This window comes from Spongiactinospora sp. TRM90649 (assembly GCF_029382225.1).
In the GTDB taxonomy this organism is placed as follows: Bacteria; Actinomycetota; Actinomycetes; order Streptosporangiales; family Streptosporangiaceae; genus Spongiactinospora.
Genome location: NZ_JARLTC010000012.1, coordinates 50,194 through 68,588, shown reverse-complemented (window position 1 = coordinate 68,588; position 18,395 = coordinate 50,194). Strand labels below are relative to the sequence as shown.

General features: G+C 73.0%; 18 protein-coding genes. 3 read left to right on the top strand and 15 right to left on the bottom strand.

Features of this window, described 5'->3' with window-relative positions:
• Nucleotides 1-15: 15 nt before the first annotated feature.
• From P3X83_RS16595 to P3X83_RS16555, 9 genes are read right to left on the bottom strand one after another with little or no spacing between them, the layout of a single operon-like run.
• Nucleotides 16-333 (bottom strand): TIGR04076 family protein, encoded by a 318-nt coding sequence (locus tag P3X83_RS16595; RefSeq protein ID WP_277305982.1) that lies wholly within the window; start codon nucleotides 331-333, stop codon nucleotides 16-18.
• Nucleotides 334-344: 11 nt separating this feature from the next.
• Complete coding sequence (locus P3X83_RS16590; protein ID WP_277305981.1) at nucleotides 345-740, bottom strand: nuclear transport factor 2 family protein; 396 nt, start codon at nucleotides 738-740, stop codon at nucleotides 345-347.
• Nucleotides 737-1,957, bottom strand: a complete 1,221-nt coding sequence (locus tag P3X83_RS16585; RefSeq protein WP_277305980.1) for an amidohydrolase family protein — start codon at nucleotides 1,955-1,957, stop codon at nucleotides 737-739. The genes P3X83_RS16590 and P3X83_RS16585 overlap by 4 nt, the downstream gene beginning before the upstream one ends.
• Nucleotides 1,954-3,636 carry a hydantoinase B/oxoprolinase family protein gene (locus P3X83_RS16580; protein ID WP_277305979.1) on the bottom strand — a complete coding sequence of 561 codons (1,683 nt, stop codon included), beginning with the start codon at nucleotides 3,634-3,636 and terminating at the stop codon, nucleotides 1,954-1,956. Before P3X83_RS16580 ends, P3X83_RS16585 begins: the two co-directional genes overlap by 4 nt.
• Nucleotides 3,637-3,647: 11 nt before the next feature.
• Nucleotides 3,648-5,699 (bottom strand): hydantoinase/oxoprolinase family protein, encoded by a 2,052-nt coding sequence (locus P3X83_RS16575; protein WP_277305978.1) that lies wholly within the window; start codon nucleotides 5,697-5,699, stop codon nucleotides 3,648-3,650.
• An 8-nt stretch (nucleotides 5,700-5,707) separates the two neighbouring features.
• Nucleotides 5,708-7,504 (bottom strand): ABC transporter ATP-binding protein, encoded by a 1,797-nt coding sequence (locus P3X83_RS16570; RefSeq protein ID WP_277305977.1) that lies wholly within the window; start codon nucleotides 7,502-7,504, stop codon nucleotides 5,708-5,710.
• A 4-nt stretch (nucleotides 7,505-7,508) separates the two neighbouring features.
• On the bottom strand, nucleotides 7,509-8,372 hold the full coding sequence (locus P3X83_RS16565; RefSeq protein WP_277305976.1) for an ABC transporter permease: 864 nt from the start codon (nucleotides 8,370-8,372) through the stop codon (nucleotides 7,509-7,511).
• Nucleotides 8,372-9,382 (bottom strand): ABC transporter permease, encoded by a 1,011-nt coding sequence (locus P3X83_RS16560; RefSeq protein ID WP_277305975.1) that lies wholly within the window; start codon nucleotides 9,380-9,382, stop codon nucleotides 8,372-8,374. The genes P3X83_RS16565 and P3X83_RS16560 overlap by 1 nt, the downstream gene beginning before the upstream one ends.
• A gap of 22 nt (nucleotides 9,383-9,404) precedes the next feature.
• The gene (locus P3X83_RS16555) at nucleotides 9,405-11,069 is read right to left on the bottom strand and encodes an ABC transporter substrate-binding protein (protein WP_277305974.1); all 1,665 of its coding nucleotides are present in this window, start codon (nucleotides 11,067-11,069) and stop codon (nucleotides 9,405-9,407) included.
• A 283-nt stretch (nucleotides 11,070-11,352) separates the two neighbouring features.
• Here P3X83_RS16555 and P3X83_RS16550 point away from each other — a divergent pair, with 283 nt between their 5' ends.
• Nucleotides 11,353-12,480: a hypothetical protein gene (locus P3X83_RS16550; RefSeq protein ID WP_277305973.1), complete on the top strand. Its 1,128-nt coding sequence runs from the start codon at nucleotides 11,353-11,355 to the stop codon at nucleotides 12,478-12,480.
• Nucleotides 12,481-12,984: 504 nt separating this feature from the next.
• Here P3X83_RS16550 and P3X83_RS16545 read toward each other — a convergent pair.
• Complete coding sequence (locus P3X83_RS16545) at nucleotides 12,985-13,131, bottom strand: hypothetical protein (protein WP_277305972.1); 147 nt, start codon at nucleotides 13,129-13,131, stop codon at nucleotides 12,985-12,987.
• A gap of 226 nt (nucleotides 13,132-13,357) precedes the next feature.
• On the opposite strand from P3X83_RS16545, the gene P3X83_RS16540 reads away from it, so the two are divergent.
• On the top strand, nucleotides 13,358-13,651 hold the full coding sequence (locus P3X83_RS16540; protein ID WP_277305971.1) for a hypothetical protein: 294 nt from the start codon (nucleotides 13,358-13,360) through the stop codon (nucleotides 13,649-13,651).
• A gap of 54 nt (nucleotides 13,652-13,705) precedes the next feature.
• On the opposite strand, the gene P3X83_RS16535 is transcribed toward P3X83_RS16540, so the two are convergent.
• Nucleotides 13,706-14,233: a hypothetical protein gene (locus tag P3X83_RS16535; RefSeq protein WP_277305970.1), complete on the bottom strand. Its 528-nt coding sequence runs from the start codon at nucleotides 14,231-14,233 to the stop codon at nucleotides 13,706-13,708.
• 220 nt (nucleotides 14,234-14,453) lie between these two features.
• Between P3X83_RS16535 and P3X83_RS16530 the strand changes: the two genes are divergently transcribed.
• A complete protein-coding gene (locus P3X83_RS16530; protein WP_277305969.1) occupies nucleotides 14,454-14,744 on the top strand; it encodes a hypothetical protein in 291 nt (96 codons plus the stop codon).
• Between the two features lie 119 nt (nucleotides 14,745-14,863).
• Here the strand turns inward: P3X83_RS16530 and P3X83_RS16525 are convergent, their stop codons facing one another.
• From P3X83_RS16525 to P3X83_RS16510, 4 genes are all read right to left on the bottom strand, one after another.
• Complete coding sequence (locus tag P3X83_RS16525) at nucleotides 14,864-15,541, bottom strand: pyridoxamine 5'-phosphate oxidase family protein (protein ID WP_277305968.1); 678 nt, start codon at nucleotides 15,539-15,541, stop codon at nucleotides 14,864-14,866.
• A 112-nt stretch (nucleotides 15,542-15,653) separates the two neighbouring features.
• A complete protein-coding gene (locus P3X83_RS16520; protein WP_277305967.1) occupies nucleotides 15,654-16,592 on the bottom strand; it encodes a HEAT repeat domain-containing protein in 939 nt (312 codons plus the stop codon).
• A gap of 33 nt (nucleotides 16,593-16,625) precedes the next feature.
• Entirely contained in the window at nucleotides 16,626-17,453 is an 828-nt protein-coding gene (locus P3X83_RS16515) for an ABC transporter permease (protein ID WP_277305966.1), read from the bottom strand.
• Nucleotides 17,450-18,394 (bottom strand): ATP-binding cassette domain-containing protein, encoded by a 945-nt coding sequence (locus P3X83_RS16510; protein ID WP_277305965.1) that lies wholly within the window; start codon nucleotides 18,392-18,394, stop codon nucleotides 17,450-17,452. The genes P3X83_RS16515 and P3X83_RS16510 overlap by 4 nt, the downstream gene beginning before the upstream one ends.
• Nucleotide 18,395: the final 1 nt, after the last annotated feature.

The window sequence follows — 18,395 nt, the reverse complement described above, 5'->3', positions numbered from 1 at the left end:
GCTCCTTCCACTCGGTCAGGTGAGTTCCGCGGAGTCCATCGGACGGCGGCGCAGCCGCTCCACCCGCATGGTCAGCCGTTCCTCCGGGTCGGGGCAGCAGAACAGCGTGTCGCGGGACAGCCAGTCGCCGTCCGGCAGGTCGCGCTGCTTGGCGGCGAGGAACGGCAGCACGGAGGCCAGCGCCCACACGCAGAAGTGCCGCCCTTCCGGCAGCCGCAGGTGGGCGCTGCGCTCCAGGTCGAAGTGGTCGCCCACGGCCATGCCGCACACCGACCGGCCCTCGATGGAGTCGACGGTGACCCGCAGGTCGTACAGCTCCATGTCGTCGGCCATGGCGTCTCCTCTCAGTCGCGGAGCAGTTCGGCGTGGTGGTGGGCGATCAGCCACCGGCCACGGGTGTGCCGCAGCACGTCGGTGACCCGGGTGCGTTCCGGCCGCTCGCCGTCCGACTGGGCCACCAGGACATATCTGGCCACGCCGACCTCGCCCCACACATCGATGCGCTTGTCGTCCGCGGCCAGCGTGCCCGGCGCGGGCCGCGCCCCGGCCGCGTCGCGGGCGTCGCGGTAGGAGTCCAGCTCGGCGCGGGTGCGCAGCGGGCCGGGCAGGTGGGTCTCCCAGGTGGTGACCTCGGGATGCAGGTGGCTGTCGAACCGGTCGCGGTCTCCGGCCAGGAAGGCCGCGTACATGTCGTCGATGGCGGTGGCGATGGCCGCCGCCGCCCGGGTGTCCAGAGTCAACTCCCGCCCTCTCCGCGGATCACCGTGCCGCCCTTCATCACCCAGCGCACGTCACGGAACGCCGACGTGCTCTCCAGCGGGTCCGCGCCGGTCGCGATCAGGTCGGCGTACTTGCCCGGCTCCACCGTGCCGAGGTCGGCCTCGGCGTCCAGCCAGCGGATCGGGCCGAGCGTGCCCGCGTACAGGGCGCGCGCCGGGCCGATCACCCCGGCCATGTGCTCCAGCTCGCGCACGGTGGCGTTGGTGCCGTCGATCGGCCAGAACGGCGGCATGTCGCTGCCGAGCAGCACCTCCACCCCGGCGGCGACGGCCGTCGCGTAGCTCTCCAGGTGGCGGGGACCCGCGCCGAGCGAGCGCCGCTGCATCCACTCGGGCACGCCCAGCTCGTCGAAGAACTCCTTGCACCGGGTGACCAGCAGGGTCGGCACCAGCGCGGTGCCGCGCCCCGCCATCAGCGCGGCCACCTCGGGGGTGAGCTGGTAGCCGTGCTCGACGCAGTCCAGGCCCAGCTCGACGGCCTTGGCGATCACCTCGGCCGGGCCCGCGTGCGCGGTGACCCTGCGGCCCCAGGCGTGCGCGGTCTCGATGACCGCGGCCATCTCGTCGGCGAACAACTGCGGGGTGTCGATGGCCTCGTGCTCCCCGGCGATGCCGCCGGAGATCATCACCTTGATCAGGTCCGCGCCCGCCTTGAGCTGGGCGCGGGTGCCGCGCCGGAAGCCGTCGGCGCCGTCGCACTCCAGCGTGTCGGTGCCCTCGTGGCCGTGCCCGCCGGTGCAGACCAGCGCCCGGCCCGCGGTGAAGATCCTCGGCCCCGGCACGCGCCCGGCCTCGATCGCCCGGCGCAGCGCGAAGTCGGCGTGGTCCTTCTCGGCCACGCAGCGGACGGTGGTGACGCCCCGGTCCAGCGTGCGGCACGCGCCGTCGGCCATGTAGAGCGCCAGCTCGTGCGGGGTCATCGCCCTGACCTGGTCGCCGCCCCCGCCGGGCAGCGACAGCGACAGGTGGGTGTGCATGTTGACCAGGCCGGGGGTCACGTAGGCCCCGCCCAGGTCGATGCGGCGGGCGTCGCCCGCCTCGGCCAGGACGCTCTCGCGCGGCCCTGCCGAGACGATCCGGTCGTCGCGCACCAGCACGGCGGCGTCCTCGACCGGGCGCGCGCCCTCCGCCACCCGGCCGTCGAGGACCGTGCAGCCGACGATCACCTGCGTATTCACGTGGTCTCCTCCACGGACGTGCCGTAGATCTCGCGGGCGGCCTCCGGGGACACGTACCCCTCGGCCACGTCCCGGCGGACCGCCTCGGCGTCGCGGTCGCGCGGGTCGCCGTGGCCGCCGCCCCCGGCGGTGAGCAGCGTGACCCGGTCGCCCGGCCGGACCGCGGTGCGGCGGGTGCTGACCCGCTCCTCGCGGTCGGTGCCGGGGAACAGGACGACCTGGTTGGGGTCGGGCTCGTGCCCGCCGGCCAGCGCCCACGGGCGGGAACGGGTCTTCTTGATGACGGAGAGGAACTCGCCGGGGGTGGTGAATCGGATGTCGCGGCGCAGGCCGACGCCGCCCCGGTGGCGTCCGGGGCCGCCGGAGTCGGTGCGCATCTCGACGCGCTCGAAGAACATGCCCGTCCTGGCCTCCAGGACCTCGACCGGGGTGTTACGCCCGGCGCTGCCCGAGATGTGCGTGGCCGCGTTCATGCCGTCGTGCTCGGTCGTCCCGCCCCAGCCGACCAGGTCGTTGTTGCTGACCGCGAACATCTGCCCGGTGTCGGGGTGGACGCCGACCATCATGAACCCGGGCACGTCGCCGCCCGAGGAGGCGGGCAGCCGGTCCGGCATGCCCTGGGCCAGCGCCTTGCAGATCAGCTCCACCGCCACGATGCCGGTCCACAGCGTGAACGTGGGCTGCGGGTAGACGGCGTGGAACAGGGTGCCCGGCTCGGCCCGCACGTCCAGCGGGAGCGTGGTGCCGTGGTTGGACGGCTCGTCGGGCGAGGTCAGCGCCTTCAGCACCACCTTGCACAGCGCGATGGTCGCGCCGAACGGCATGTTGATCGGCCCCGCCGTGGCCGGGGACGAGCCGTCGAAGTCCACGCTGAACCGGCCGTCGGCGATGGTGACCGTGCAGCGCATCTTCACCGGGTCGGAGGTGATGCCGTCGTCGTCCACCCAGTCCTCGGCGGTCCAGGTGCCCTGCGGCAGCTCGGCCAGCGCGGCGCGGGTGCGGGCCTCGCCGTCCTCGATCATGCGCCGGACGGCGGCGTCCACCGTGGGACGGCCGAACTTGCGCATGATCTCCAGCAGCCGCCGCTCGCCGGTCCGCAGCGCGGCGACCTGGGCGTGCAGGTCGCCGATCACCAGGTCGGGCATCCGGGAGTTGAAGCGGATCAGCTCGTGCACGTCGTGGACGGGCTCGCCCTGGGAGAAGACCTTGGTGCCGGGGAAGATCAGTCCCTCCTGGTGCATGTCCGTGGAGTCCAGGACATACCCGGGGTCCTTGGCGCCCAGGTCCATCCAGTGGGCGCGGACGCACAGGAACCCGACCAGTTCCTCGCCTCCGTCCTCTCCGTCGTCGAAGACGGGCGCGAAGAGGGTGGCGTCGTAGGCGTGGGCGGCGTTCCAGTACGGGTAGTTGAGCAGGATCACGTCGCCCTTGCGCAGGTTCTCCCGCCCGACGTACTCCACGCCCTTGGCCAGCGAGAAGTCGTTCGCGCCGAGGAAGAACGTCAGCCCGGTCGCCTCGGCGATCAGCCGCAGGTCCGCGTCGTACATGGACAGCCCGAAGTCGTGGACCTCGTAGATGACCGGGTTGAAGGAGGTGCGGATCAGCGTCGCCCGCATCTCCTCGGCGGCGGCCAGCAGGTAGCTGCGGACCACCTCGGCGGTCGCCCCGTCCAGTTCCATGGATTCTCCGTTCAAGACCCGTTCTCCGGCAGCGCGACGAGCAGGTGGCCGTGCGGATCGACCCGCACGCGCTGGCCGGAGTGCACCACCGTGGTCGAGGTGCCCTCGTCGATCAGCGCGGGGCCGGTGAGGGTGTCGCCCGGCTCCAGCGCGGCCCGGTCGTAGACATCGAACGGCACGACGGCCCGCACGCCGAAGTCGTAGGCGTCGCGCCGTCCGGTCAGCGCCTGGGCCGGGTCGCCGTCGCCCGCCGCCGGGCGCGGCAGCTCCGGCCGCTCGGTGCGGCCCACGCCGCGGACCCGCAGGTTGAGGATCTGCAGCCGGTTGTCCATGCTGTGGCCGTAGCGGGCGTGATGCAGCTCCTCGAACCCGGCGCGCACGGCGGCGGGATCGACGGCGCCGCGCCCGACCGGCACCGTCAGCGAGTGCTCCTGGCCCAGGTAGCGCACCTCCATGGCGCGCTCCAGCACGGCCAGCCCGGCGGGCACCCCCTGGGCGGCCAGCGACGCGCCCGCCTCGGCCTCCGCATCGCCGAAGACCTCCGCGAGGGCGGTCAGGTCGGCGTCGTCGAGGGTGGTCATCACCGTCCGCGACACGTCGTCCACGATGTCGGCGGACAGCATGCCCCAGGCCGAGAACCCCGAGGGCGCGTACGGCACGACGACCTCGGGAATGCCCATCTCCCTGGCCAATAGCGGGGCCAGCAGCGGCCCCGCCCCGCCGAACGCCAGCAGCGAGAACACCCGGGGGTCGTGCCCGCGCTCCACCGTGATCTGCCGCACCGCGCCGACCGTCTTGGCCAGCAGCACGTCGAAGACGCCCGCCGCCGCGGCGGGCAGGTCCAGCCCCAGCGGCTCGGCGATCTGCTCACGCAGCGCGTCCGCCGCCGCCTGCCCGGAGAGGCCCATCGCGCCGCCGAGGAACTTGTCGGGGTCCACGTAGCCGAGCACCACGGCCGCGTCGGTGACGGTGGGCCGGGTGCCGCCGCGCCCGTAGCAGACCGGGCCGGGGTCGGCGCCCGCGCTCTGCGGGCCGACCTTGAGCAGCCCCCGGTCCAGGTGGGCGATGGAGCCGCCGCCCGCGCCGATGGTGCGGATGTCGTAGGTGGGGATGAGCAGCGGGAAGTGTTCAAGTTGGGCCTCGTAGGCGGCCACCGCCGCGCCGCGCTCGATCACGCAGGTGTCCAGCGAGGTGCCGCCGATGTCGAAGGTCAGCAGGTTGTCGCGGCCGAGCGCCTCGGCCACGTAGGCCGCGCCGACGATCCCGCCCGCAGGGCCGGACAGCACGGTGTGCGTGGGGGAGGTCTTGGCCACCGCCGAGGTCATCGAGCCGCCGCCGGACCGCATGATCAGGAACCGCCCGGCGAAGCCGCGCTCGGCCAGACCCGTCTCCAGACGGTCCACGTAGCGCTCGAAGATGGGCCGGATGTAGGCATCCAGCACGGTCGTGCTGGTTCGCTCATACTCGCGGTATTCGCGCACGATGTCGGTGGAGACCGAGACCGTGACGTCCGGGTGCGCCGCGCGGATGATCTCGGCGGCCCGCCGTTCGTGCGCGGGTTCGAGGAAGGAGTGCAGGAAGCAGACCGCGAGGCTGCGCACGCCGCGCTCCTCCACCAGCACGCGGGCGGCCTCACGGACGCTGTCCGGGTCCAGCTCGTCCACCACGCGGCCCTTGTAGTCGAGACGGCCTCGCACCCCGGCGGTGTGGCCGCGCCGCACCAGGCTCTCCGGCCGCTCGTACTGGAAGTCGTACATCCGGTCGGCGGGCACGTTGCCCCGGCCGAGCAGGAAGATGTCGCGGAAGCCGTCGTTGGTGATGATCCCGGTGGGCTCGCCCCGGCGCTCCAGCACGGCGTTCAGGCCGAGGGTGGTGCCGTGGATGAACAGCTCCACGTCGGCCAGGTCGGTGCCCAGGGCCTCCACCGCGTTGAGCACCCCCTCCCACGGCCGGGCGGGGGTCGTGGACGCCTTGCGGAAGCGGACGCGGTTGGTACGCGTGTCCAGCTCCATGGCGTCCACGAAGGTGCCGCCGATGTCCACGGCCAGCCTGATGTGCGGCATCTCGCTCCTCACGTCGCACTCTGTTCGATCAGCTCGGGGATCTCCGGGACGCGCCGGCAGGCGACGCGGGCCGCGCCGTACGGGGTGAGCCGCTGCTCCTCGGTACGGCACGCGTCCTGCGCGAACGGGCAGCGTGGCGCGAGCGGGCAGCCGGTGCCCGGCCCCGCCTCCTCCGCGTCCCTGGTCAGCTCCACCGACGGCGCGGCGGCCCGCTCGCCCGACAGCCGGGGCGCCCCCGCGAGCAGCGCCATCGTGTAGGGGTGACGGGGGTTCGCGAAGACCTCCTCCACCGGCCCCTCCTCCACGATCCTGCCCAGGTAGAGCACCACCACCCGGTCGCAGGTGCCGCGCACCGTGGCCAGGTCGTGGGAGATGAACACCGAGCCGCGCCCCGCGTCGCCCGCGACCTCGCCGACGACCTTGAGGATCTGCGCCTGCACGGTGACGTCCAGCGCCGAGGTCGGCTCGTCGAACACGATGAGATCGGGCGCGCCGACCAGGGCCCGCGCGATGCCCACCCGCTGCGCCTGCCCGCCGGACAGCTCGTGCGGGCGGCGGTTCAGAAAGGATTCGGGAAGACCCATCCGGGATAGCGCCTCGGCGACCCGGCGCCCCCGCTCGGCGGCCGGGACCCCGGCGGCCCGCAGCGGCTCGGCCACCGCGTCGGCGATCGTGCGGCGCGGGCTGAGCGCGCCGACCGGGTCCTGGAACACGAGCTGGGCGCGGCGGCGCAGGTCGCGCAGCGCCCGCCCGCGCAGCCGGGCCGGGTCGCGCCCGGCCAGGGTGACCCTGCCCGAGGTGGGGGCGATCATCCCGAGCATCAGGCGGGCCAGCGTGCTCTTGCCGCTGCCGCTCTCCCCGACGACGCCGACGGTCTCCCCGGCCCGCACGGTCAGGCTCACCCCGCGCAGCGCGTGGTGGCCGCCGGAGCCGAACCGGCTGCCGTAGACGACGTGGGCGTCCTCGATCCGCACCGCCTCCGCGCCGGGTTCGCCCTGCTCGCGGGCCGTGGTGGGCTTGGGGCGGGAGATGTCCGGGACGGCGTCGATCAGTGCGCGGGTGTAGGGGTCGGCGGGCTCGCGCAGCACGCGGACGGCCGGGCCGCTCTCCACCACCCGGCCCGCGTTGAGCACCACGACCCGGTCGCAGATCTCGGCGATCGAGGCCAGGTCGTGCGAGATCAGCAGGACGCCCCGGCCCTCGGCGTCGGCGGCGGCGCGGAACCGGCGCAGGATCTCGCGGGTGAGCGTGACGTCCAGGCCGGTGGTCGGCTCGTCGGCGATGAGCAGCCCCGGCGCGCAACCGGTGGCCAGCGAGATCATCACCCGCTGGGCCTGCCCGCCGGACAGCTCGTGCGGGTAGGCCGCCAGGCGGCGCTCCGCGCTCCGGATGCCGACGCCCTCGAACAGCTCGATCGCGGCCTTCCTGGCCGCTCCGCCGTTCAGCCCCTGGTGGGCGGACAGGCGGTCGGTGAGCTGGCGTCCCACCGTGCGGGTGGGGCTGAGCGCGCCGCGCGGGTTCTGGAAGCAGATGGCCGCGCCGCCGCCGCGATGCGCCCGCAGCGCGGTCTCGTCCATGGTGAGCACGTCGGCGCCGCCGAACAGCACCCGGCCGGTGGCCCGCGCGGCGCCCGGCAGCAGGCCGACGATCGAGCGGGCCAGCATGCTCTTGCCGCCGCCGCTCTCCCCGACCAGGCCGACGACCTCGCCAGGCTCGACGGCCATGGACACCCCGGCCAGCGCGTGCACCCGGTGGCCGGGCCGGTCGATCACCACTCGCAGGTCCTCGACGGACAACAGCGTCACGCCGTCACCTCCGCACCGAGTCGGCGCGCTCCTGCAGGCCCTCGCCGAGGAGGCTGAAGCCCAGCACGCACACCAGCAGGAACAGGCCAGGGGGCACCGAGGTCCACCAGCGCCCGGCCACGACGTCGGCGCTGCCCAGGCTGATCATGGCGCCCCACTCGGCGGTCGGCACCGTCACGCCGAGCCCGAGGAAGGACAGCCCGGCCAGGGTCAGCATCGCCCAGCCGCAGTTCAGCGGAGCGATCACCCGGACCGGGGTGAGGCTGTTGGGCAGCACGTGCCGCCACAGGGTGCCCAGCGTGGACGCGCCCGACGTACGGGACGCCTCGACGAACGGCAGCTCGCGCACGGTCCGCACCTCGGCCCGCACCAGGCGGGCGTACGCGGGCGCGTTGACCAGCGCGATCACCAGGACCAGATCGCTCGCGCCGCCGCCGAGCAGGGCGGCCACCGCGAGCGCCAGGATGAACGCGGGGAACGCCTGGAAGACGTCCAGGACGCGCATGAGCACGTCGTCGGCCCACCCGCCCCAGTAGCCCGCGACCAGGCCGAGCAGCGTGCCGAGCACGACGGCCAGCGCCACCGACGCCAGCGCGACACCGAGGTCCAGCCGTCCGGCGTGCAGCACCCGGCTCCACACGTCCATGCCGTTGGCGTCGGTGCCGAGCAGGTGCTCCCCGCCGGGCGGGGCGAGCGAGGCGGCCGGGTCGATCTCCACCGGCCCCCAGCGCACCAGCAGCGGCCCCACCAGGACGGCCAGCGCGGCCACCCCGAGGATCACCGCGCCGACCCAGATCAGCGCGCCCGCGAACCGGCGGTCGCCCGCCGTCCGGGGCCGTGCCGCCTCCGCGGACGCCAGGTTCGCCATCAGATCCTCACTCTCGGGTCCAGCGCGGCGTGCACGACGTCGGCCACCAGGAACACCAGCGTGTAGCAGAGCGCGATCACCACGACCGACGCCTGCACCACCGGATAGTCGCGGTAGAGCAGCCCGCGCAGCGCCCACTGGCCGAAGCCCTGCCAGGAGAAGACGTACTCCACCAGGACGGTCGCGCCGATCGCGAAGCCGAACACCAGCGCCGCCAGCGCGGGCAGCCGCACCAGCGCCGCCCTGGTCAGGTAGCCGCGCAGCAGCACCCGCTGGGACAGGCCGTGCGCGGCCCCCGCCTGATACGCCTCCGAGGCCAGGACCTCAAGGGCGGACGCGCGGACGCTGCGCATCAGCGGCGCGAGGATCACCACGACCATCGTCAGGACCGGCAGCACCAGGTGCGCGGCGGCCGAGGCGAGCGCCGGGCCGTTGCCGGTCAGCGCCGCGTCCAGCAGGTCGGCCCCGGTCAGCAGGGACAGGCCGGTGTCCGGATCGACCCGGCCGCTCGGCGCGGGGAACCAGCCCAGCGCGCTGTAGCCGACCAGGACCAGCACCAGGCCCAGCCAGAACTCCGGCACCGAGTTGCCGAGCAGGGCCAGCACCCGCAGCGTATGGTCACCGGTCCGCCCGGCGCGGCGGGCGGACCAGATGCCCAGGACGGTGGCCAGCGCGGTCGCGATCGTCACCGAGATGACGACCAGCTCCAGGGTCGGGCCGATCCGCACCGCCATCTCGCCGGCGACCGACGCCCCGCTCTGGATGGAGGTGCCCAGGTCACCGGTGAACAGCCCGCCCAGGTAGTCCAGGAACTGCCGCCACATCGGCTGGTCCAGGCCGAACCTGGCACGGGCGGCGGCGGCGTCCGCGTCGGTCGCGTTCTGGCCCAGGATGCTCCGGATCGGGTCACCGGGAAGCACCCTGACCAGCACGAACGTCACGATGATGACGCCGAGCAGGACCGGGACGAGCTGGACCAGCCGCCGCCCGAGGAACCGGGCGATCCTCATCGGCGCTCCACTCCGCGCGACCTCACTTGCCCGAGCTCAGGTAGCGCAGGCGGGCCAGGCCGTCCATCGGCTGCACCCACCCGGCGACGGCCTCGCGCACCGGCAGGTTGAAGTTCGGCTGGCAGAGGATCGCCCACGGCACGTCGGTGGCCAGGATCTCCTGGACCCGCTTCCACAGCGCGTCGCGCTCGGCCGCGTCCACCGTGGTGTGCGACTTCTCGAAGATCTCCTCGATCTCGTCGTTCACGTAGCCGGAGTAGTTCAGGGCCGCGCCCTTGGTGAAGCTGGTGCCCAGCATGTACTCGACGTCGTTGACCCAGAGCTGGCCGGTGGTGATCTGCAGCGGGATGTTCCTGCGCTCGCGCCGCTCGCCGAGCGTGGCCGGGTCGAGCGGGACCAGCTTCAGCTCGATGCCCGCCTTCCTGGCCTCGCTCTGCACCAGCACCGCGATCTGCTGCTGCTCGGTGCTGCCCGCCTCGAAGACCAGTTCGGAGCTGATCGATCCGGCCTTGGCCTCCGCGAGCAGGGCCTTGGCCTTCTCCACGTCGGTGGTGTACGGGTAGCCGGTCTCGCTGTAGCCCGGCATGTCGATCGGGACCAGGCTCTTGGCCGGGCGGGCGTCGCCGCCGTAGACGTTGGCGATGATCTGCTCGTACGGCACCGCGTGGGCGAGCGCCTGCCGTACCTTGACGTCGTCGAACGGCGCGGTCGTCACCGACATCTGGATGGAGATCTGGTCGTTGCCGGGCGCCGAGATCACCTTGATGCCCTGGGCGCTCTTCAGGTCGGCGATGTCGCGCCTGCTCATGCCGAGCGCGATGTCGATGTCCCCGGCCTGGAGCTGGAGGCGCTGGTTGGCCGCCGCGGGCACCACGGACAGCCGGACGCTCGCCGGCTTGACCTTGTCGGGCCCCGGGTAGGCGGCGTTGGCGGTCAGCTCGATCTCCTGGCCCTGCACGGCCTTGGCCACGTTGAAGTAGCCGCCCGTGGGCGGGTTCTTGGCGAACCACTCCTTGGCCCACGGGTCGTCGGCGGTGGCGTGCTTCTTGGCCTCGACGGAGTCGAACACGTACAGCGAGATGGCCTGGATCTGCGGGGTGAGCGCGCTGGCGAACTCCTGGTGGAACTCCACCGTGTAGTCGTCGACGACCTTGACCTGCTCGGGCTTTGTGAGGCCGATCAGCCGGTAGACGCCCGCCACGTTGGCCTTGGCGGCGAACGCGCGGTCCTTGGACCACTTCACGTCGGCGGCGGTCATCTCGTTGCCGCTGCCGAACTTCACGCCCTTGCGCAGCTTGAGGGTCCAGACCTTGTTGCCGGCGTCCGGCTCGAAGGACTCGGCGAAGGACGGCACGATCTTCGTGGTGTCCAGCGCGGGCGCGCCGCCCACGTCGGCGACCGAGTAGTCCACCAGGTACGGGAAGACGTTCTTGAACAGCATCAGCGCGGTCAGGTCGAAGCCCACGAAGTCCTGGTCCCAGCTGCTGATGTAGCTGGATACGGCGACGCGCAGCGCGCCGCCGCCCTTCTCCGCGGCCCCTTCTGAAGGGGCGGGCTGCTCGGCTCCGCCGCCCTGGGTGCCCGCGGCACAGCCCGCCGTGACCAGGAGCGCGGCGCCGCCGCCGATCCTGAGCAGCGTGCGGCGGGACAGTGGCAGGGGCGAGCGGGCGTCCGGGTGGCGGGCCATGGGTCCTCCTGGGGGAACGGCGTTGTTCGATCAGGCCTTCCGTTCAGTGAACGCCATCCCAGATCGATCAATCTGCGAAAGTCCTGCTCATTCCTCCATGTTCTACCGGCAAGGCGGCAATCGGGACAAGCGTGTTCAGTGAATTTCACCAACGTGAAACACGAGGTGGGTTGCGTTCGGTAACATATTGTGATCGGAGAATTGCGGAGCGGATGCGGGTGAGGCCGTCGCCGTGCAGAGCCACCCCGCCCCCGCGTGGTGGCCCGGCAGAAAGGGGTCGCCGATGGCCGAGCCGTCTCCGCCCGGGGGCTACCGGCCGCCCATCCACGGTCCGCGCGGCATCGCCGCGACGGTGGCGGCCGTCCTCCTCGCCGCGGCCGCTCTGATCGCGATCAACCCCACCGCCTGGGCGTCCACGGTGAACTGCCAGGTCAACGGCGCCCACCTCACCGGCACCACGGTCGACGGCACCCCCGGCGACGACCGCATCGTCTGCGAGCCGATCCCCGAGGGCGGCACGGTCAACGGCCTCACCGGCCACGACGTGATCAGCGTTCTCGCCGTCCCCGACAAGGACGGCAACCAGGGCACCATCAACGGCGGCAGCGGCGACGACGCCATCCTGATCCGCGGCGGCCACTCCCTGCTGAGCAGCGGCAAGGGCGGCGACGGCAACAGCGGCCGCGTCGACGGCGGCCCCGGCGACGACGTGATCACCGTGATCGGCGGCGAGGGCGGCATCGGCCGCTACCTCTCCGACGCGGGCACCGGCGGCGACGGCAACTCCGGCATGATCGTCGGTGGCGGGGGCCGCGACGCCGTCAACGCCATCGGCGGCACCGGCGGCCAGGGCATCGACACCCTCACCAGCCACGGCGACCCCGACGGCGGGGCGGGCGGGGCGGGCAGCACCGGCACCGTCCTCTGCGCGGGGGCCATCTCCATCACCGGGGGCAGAGGCGGCCACGGCACCGCCCTCGACATCGGCGCCAGCGACGGCGACGGCAAGGACGGCGACGGCGGACGCGGCGGCACCGGCAACGCCGGGGCCGTCCACACCGTGGTCCGGTGGGGCGTGCTCAACACCGTGAACATCACCGGGGGGCGCGGCGGCACAGGGCAGGAACTGGGGGAGGGCGGGGAGGGCGGCATCGGCAACGACCGCCCGCTCACGCTCACCGGTCGGGTGCGGATGACGGGCGGCGCGGCGGGCGGCGGCGGGCGCAACGGTGCGAAGGGCGGCGCGGGCGGCCCCGGCAACACGCGCCCGCTCCTGGTCAGCGGCGGCCCCGGCGACCCCGTCGTCCGAGGCGGCGCGGCCGGCGCGGGCACCCCCTGCGGCCCCCCGGGCGCCGCCACCTTGACCCCCCTCCCCACCGCCACCACCCACCCCGGCCCCCCATGCCCCTGACCCCGCCGGGGTGGTGGGATGCGCGCTGACGCGCCGCCGCCTACCCTCCGCTGCCCGAGAGCCCCTCCACCGCTCCGCATCGTGCGTGCTGCCACTTGCCGTCCGCGTCCCGCGTTCCGCCCGGGCGTGGGGTGCGCGCTGGCGCGCGCCCAACGGTCTTCGCTGCGCTCGGTCGCTCTTTCTGGGCCGGGCTTCGCCCGGCGCTCGCGCCCCCGGTCGGTCACTTGGGTCCCGATGCGGTGGTACGACGATTACCGTCACACCGATGCGATCCGAGCACCTCTGCGGGCCACCCCTCCGTCACTTCCCTCAAGCGCCCGCGTGGCCTTGGGACGTGGCGGAGAGGTGGTGGGACGGGATGGGGATGGCGTCGTGGGCCACCAGGTGCGATCGGCTGGGGGCTGCGGCGGGGGAGTGAATGTGCGGCCCTCTGCGGCGCTGCGATGGTGAGGCCGTCCCGTTGGCACCGCAGGCGATACTCAATGGTGCTGTTGGTAGCGTTCGTCAGGGAGCCGCCGGGGGTTGCGGCCGTGCGGCGATCACTCGCTCGGGGGTGTCCGGCCAGACCCGCTGGCCGTCCGATGTGACGGACATCCCGAAGCGGTCGCGCTGTGGCTCGCCCCAGCTCACCCACTGGAAATAGGCGTCCACGACCTCATCCCAAACCGGGCGGTCGCCGACCTGATACCCCCGGAACTCGTGCTGCCCCGGCCTCCAGGTTACGGAGGCCCATTGGCCGGCCTCGGCCGGGTCGCGGGCCCACATACGGAAGCCGTCGTCCTTCAGTTCCGTCGTGACGGACGTTAGGCCGGTGAGCGCGCTGATGGTCAGATGTGCTCCGGCCGGGGCGTGGGCGATGGTCCGGGGATCTACTCGTGTGCGTAGTTCGTGCTCCGGGCCGTTCGTCGAGATCGCCACGGGACGGTGGGCCCGCATCATCATGTACGAGGCGGAGCCAGGGAACCGCGCCGGCGGCGTCCGCTGGCCGAGCCCGCGCACCAGCGCACGCGGCAGGCCGCTCTGCCGGATCCGCCGCAGCGTCGAAGGCGCCGCCGCAGCGCTCGCCGAGGACCTCGACCTGCTCCGCCGCCGCGACGAGCCGTCTTTCGTCCCTATCGAGCCTGTCGCGCCACGTCCTCGTCGGGTGTTGCGGCGGATCGCGGGGCGGTGAGCAGCTGAAGGACGTGGGCCCCGGCGGGGGTTGCCGGGGCTGGCGGGATGGCGGTCAGACCTCGCAGTTGGGCTCGGATTCGCCGCTGCAGGTGTCGAAGTCCGGGCCGCCGTCGGTGATGTCGTTGCCGGCGTTGCCGGTCAGGAAATCGTTGCCGCTCCCGCCGACAAGGATGTCCCGTCCGGAACCGCCGGTCAGGCGGTCGGAGCCCGCGCTGCCGAAGATCTCGGCGAACAGCGCGGTGTTGTTGCGGACGACGTCGTCGCCGCGGGTGGTGTTGACCAGGATCGAGGTGACGCCGTCGCAGCGCACCGCGCTCGGGCCGAGCTGCACGCAACCGGCCCCGGCGGTCACGGAGTGCAGCGCGGACGACACGGTGGTGGCCGTGCCCGACGGGTTGAGGTCGATGCTGTCGGGACCCGTCGTGCCCTCGGCGACGAGCTGGCCGAACGAGTTGACCCGGACGGTGGCCCCGGCCGCGTGCGCGGGGGAGGCGGTGATGACCGCCGCTCCCGCGAACGCCGCCACGCCGAGCACGAGCGCGGCGACGCCACGGCGGGACAGTGAACGTGAACGTGACATTTGGAGACTCCTTGTGTCTCTCGGAAACGACCATGCCATGAAAGCCGTCCCGTATGCCGCGCTCCGCGTCCTTCTGCACACCGATAGCGGTGCCAGGTGATTTATCACAGTTCCCGGCGGGAGTTATTCACACAAGGCGGTGACGATTCGACCTGGGCCGAGCTCATCGCCGTGGTTAGCGTGCAGGCAGGACCGTCGAGGACCATTCCGGAGGCGCACCGTGAGAAGATCCAGGCGTTTCACCCTCGCCGTGAGCGCGGCGCTGCTCGCCGTCCCGCTGCTGCACGCCCCCGCCGCCCACGGCGCGGCCGACGTGCAGATCTGCTTCTCCGGGGACCGCACGCCCGCCGAGGGCGGCTACCGGGTCACCGCGCGGGGATGCTACGGCGGGGGCCTCTACATGCTGGAGCTCACCGTGCGGTTCGGCCCGGGTGCCGGGGTCTACTTCTGCCGGGATGCCTTCTCCTGGAACGGCGACCTGGTCGCCAACCGGTGCGTGCTCAAGAGCTGACCACCGGTTCGATTCGCGGACCGGGGGAATGGGCGTAAGCGCGAGCGGGTGCTCCGGGCCGGGCGGGTCCGGTCCGGGCACCTTTCGCCTCGGGTCGCCTCGGGTCGCCTCAGGTCCCCTCAGGTCTCCTCGGAGGCGATGATGCGGCGCCCGCTGACCTGCGTGACGGGGACGCGGATGTACAGCTCGCGCGGGCCGCCCGCCCAGGGGTCCACGCCGAGGTGCGCGACCTCGGGCAGCTCGTCCTCGGTGACGTGGTGAGCGGGGCCGTGCAGGAGCACGCTCCAGCCGGTGCGGTCGGTGTCGTCGATCCGGTCGACCTCGAAGGCGATCTTGAATTCGACGCCGGAGACGCCGGTGTTCAGCTCCTCGTCGAGCGTCCCGCCGTACCGGGTGCGGAACACCACGGCCCCGCCGTGCACCCGGTAGTTGACCGGGAGCACGATGAGGCCGCTCCTGCCGTCGAAGCCGACTCGGCCGACGCCGCCGGGGGAGATCAGCCGCATGCACTCCTGCCGGTCCAGCGACTTCAGCACGGGGGTGGCCCGCGCCCCGCCCGGGCCGGGCGCGCGCTCGGCGTCGCCGCCGAGCAGCCGGTCCGCGGTGACGTCCAGCGCGCGGGCGACCCGCAGCAGAGTGTCCTCGGACGGCCGCGCGGGACGCTCCTCCAGGTAGGTCAGGTATCCGGGGTCGAGACCGGCGCGCTCGGCCAGCTCCTCACGGGACAGCCCGAGCGCCTCACGCCGATGCGCGATTCGACGCCCCAGATCACCGGGCGCGGGCCTGCTGCTGGACATCGGCGTTCCCCGTTCCGTGCGCGGCTGCCCCACGAGCCGACGCGTTCGGAGTTGTTGCCGTCCCCGATCGGGCGCAATCGCGCCACGCCGAGAGTTTGCCAGGGCATTCCCATCACCCGGTGAGAGCCGCGAGGACGGTCTCGATCTCCTCGCGGGCGGGGCCCTTGGCGGAGGGGAGGAGTTCGCGCAGCGGCTCGATCGCGCGGTGGACGTTCAGGCGGGCCGCGGCGCGGACGGCGCGGCGGTCGGCGTGCAGGCGGAGCAGCACGAGGTTCTCCAGCAGGGTGCGTTCCCGGCCGGTCAGGTCCAGCAGCCCTTCGAGGGGGAACTCGGGCCGCCTGCTCTCGAACGCGTCGATGAAACGGTGCAGCGGCCTGTTCCCGCGGTCGAGGTGCCAGGTGAGGCCCAGGTCTTCGGCGGTCCTGCCGTCCGCCCAGCCGGCCAGGATGGCGCGCAGCTCGGCGAGAGCCTCGTTCCGCACGGACGGCAGTGACGACAGCAGTCGTCCGCCGACGCTCAGCAGCACCTCGCCCGAGGTCAGTTCCTCGTCGTCCAGTCCGACGGCGCTCAGCGCGGCGTGGGTCGCCTCGGACCTGGCGATGTCGTCCGGGTCGGTGGCGGCCACGTCGAGCAGGAGTTCCAGGTCGGGGTCCGGGAACTCGGCCAGCAGCCGGACGGCGGAGCCCCGGTCGAAGCCGCTGCCCGCGTGCGCGCGCAGCATCCGCTCGATGCCGGGACGGCCCGCCTGGCTGTCCATCTCCAGCAGCGCCCTGGCCGCGAAGACCCGCATGACGGGCGCCGCGGCCTCGGTCGTCGCCTCGATGAGCGCGGGGACGGCGCGCTCGCAGTACGCCTCGGCCAGGAAGGCCGCCACCCGCCCGTCGTTCCTGGCCAGCATGGCGATGAGGATGTCCTCCGCCTCGATCCGCTCCTCGTCGCCCAGCGAGTAGAACACCCCGATGCCGGGGATCTCGTCGAGAGCGTCACGGGTGAACACCAGGGGCGCGTTCACCACCGCCAGGAACTCCTCGAACGCCGCCGAACGTGCCATGCCGACCAGTGTGCCGTCCGGGAGGCGCGGTCGTCAGCGGTTCAGGTGACGGTAGGCCCTGGCGGAGAGGGGGAGGAAGACGAGGATGATCAGGAGGGGCCAGGCCACGGCCAGGGCGAGGGCGTGTTCGGCGGCCCAGGAGTCGCCGGGCAGGCCGGGGTTGCCGAAGAGGGCGCGGCAGGCGGTCACGGTGGCCGAGAGCGGGTTCCACTCGGCCAGGAAGCCCAGCCAGGCGGGCATCTGGGACGGCGAGACGAAGGTGTTCGCGATCATCGTGAGCGGCAGCAGCAGCATCCAGGACGCGCCCGCCGCCTCGGGGGTGGTCTTCAGGCCCACGTAGATGCCGACCCAGGTGAGCGAGAACCGCAGCAGCAGGAGCAGGCCGATCCCGGCCAGGGCGTCGCCCGTCCCGTTGTGCCAGCCCCAGCCGACGACCAGGCCGCAGCCGATGAGCGCGGCCAGTTCCAGCGCCGAGATCGCCAGGTCGGCCAGGGCACGGCCGAGCACCACCCCGGCCTGGGAGATCGGCATCGAGCGGAAGCGGTCGGTGACCCCGTACGACGCCTGGGTGGCGACGATCACCAGGGTGGTCGTCACCCCGACGGCCATGGTCTGGGCGAACATGCCCGGCATGAGGAAGGCCCGGTAGTCGCCGCCGCCCTGCACGTTCATCGCGCTGCCGAAGACGTAGCCGAACATCAGCACCATGACGATCGGATACAGCAGCGTCCCAACCAGGGAGCCGGGGTTGCGGGTCAGGTGGATCAGGTTGCTCCTGGCGATGATCCAGGCGTCGGAGAGCACCCAGCCGAGCCGCTGGACGGCCGGTGCGGGCGCGGAGGGCGCGGTGATCACGGTCATGCCGCCTCTCGCCCGGTGATGCTGAGGAACACCTCGTCCAACGTCGGACGGCGCAGCGCGACGTCCTCGACGTCGATCGCGGCCTCGCGCATCCGGTGCATGGTCTCGGTCAGCGCCGCCATCCGGTCCGACACCGGCGCGGTGAGCCGCAGCGCGTCGCGATCGACGGCGGGCGCCGCCCCCGCCACCGCGGCCAGCACCCGCGCGGCCTCCTCCAGGTCGGCGGGGTCGTGCAGGACCAGGTCGAGCTGGTCGCCGCCGATCCGCTTCTTCAGCGCGTCAGGGGAGTCGTCGGCGACCACCCGGCCCCGGTCGAGCACCACGATCTGGTGGGCGAGCTGGTCGGCCTCGTCCAGGTACTGGGTGGTGAGCAGCACGGTGCTGCCCGCCGCGACCAGAGTGCGGACGGCCTGCCACACCTCGCTGCGGTTGCGCGGGTCGAGCCCCGTGGTCGGCTCGTCCAGGAAGAGCACCCGGGGCGCGAGGATGAAGCTGGCCGCGAGGTCGAGACGGCGGCGCATGCCACCCGAGTAGTGCTTGATCCGCTTGTCGGCCGCCTCTGTCAGGCCGAACCGGTCGAGCAGTTCCTCGGCCCTGGCGCCGGCCGCCGCCTTCCCGAGGTGGTGCAGGCGGCCCCACATGACCAGGTTCTCCCGGCCGGTGAGGATCTCGTCCACGGCCGGTTCCTGGCCGGCGAGGCCGATCCGGCGGCGCACCTCGGCGGGCTGCCCGACCACGTCGAAACCGGCGACCTCCGCGCGCCCGCCGTCCGCGCGCAGCAGGGTGGCCAGGATGCGGACGGCGGTGGTCTTGCCCGCGCCGTTCGGGCCGAGCAGGCCGCAGACCGTCCCCTCGCGCACGGCGAGGTCGAATCCGTGCAGGGCGTGGCTGTCGCCGTACCGTTTGCGCACGCCTTCGGCGCGCACAGAGTAGGAGTTCATG

Bases quoted from the DNA above. Each gene is read 5' to 3' on its own strand.
- P3X83_RS16510 (WP_277305965.1), bottom strand. From the start codon at position 18,394: ATGAACTCCTACTCTGTGCGCGCCGAAGGCGTGCGCAAACGGTACGGC.
- P3X83_RS16535 (WP_277305970.1), bottom strand. From the start codon at position 14,233: ATGTCACGTTCACGTTCACTGTCCCGCCGTGGCGTCGCCGCGCTCGTG.
- P3X83_RS16555 (WP_277305974.1), bottom strand. From the start codon at position 11,069: ATGGCCCGCCACCCGGACGCCCGCTCGCCCCTGCCACTGTCCCGCCGC.
- P3X83_RS16580 (WP_277305979.1), bottom strand. From the start codon at position 3,636: ATGGAACTGGACGGGGCGACCGCCGAGGTGGTCCGCAGCTACCTGCTG.
- P3X83_RS16565 (WP_277305976.1), bottom strand. From the start codon at position 8,372: ATGGCGAACCTGGCGTCCGCGGAGGCGGCACGGCCCCGGACGGCGGGC.
- P3X83_RS16560 (WP_277305975.1), bottom strand. From the start codon at position 9,382: ATGAGGATCGCCCGGTTCCTCGGGCGGCGGCTGGTCCAGCTCGTCCCG.
- P3X83_RS16525 (WP_277305968.1), bottom strand. From the start codon at position 15,541: ATGTCCAGCAGCAGGCCCGCGCCCGGTGATCTGGGGCGTCGAATCGCG.
- P3X83_RS16515 (WP_277305966.1), bottom strand. From the start codon at position 17,453: ATGACCGTGATCACCGCGCCCTCCGCGCCCGCACCGGCCGTCCAGCGG.
- P3X83_RS16575 (WP_277305978.1), bottom strand. From the start codon at position 5,699: ATGCCGCACATCAGGCTGGCCGTGGACATCGGCGGCACCTTCGTGGAC.
- P3X83_RS16520 (WP_277305967.1), bottom strand. From the start codon at position 16,592: ATGGCACGTTCGGCGGCGTTCGAGGAGTTCCTGGCGGTGGTGAACGCG.
- P3X83_RS16550 (WP_277305973.1), top strand. From the start codon at position 11,353: ATGGCCGAGCCGTCTCCGCCCGGGGGCTACCGGCCGCCCATCCACGGT.
- P3X83_RS16595 (WP_277305982.1), bottom strand. From the start codon at position 333: ATGGCCGACGACATGGAGCTGTACGACCTGCGGGTCACCGTCGACTCC.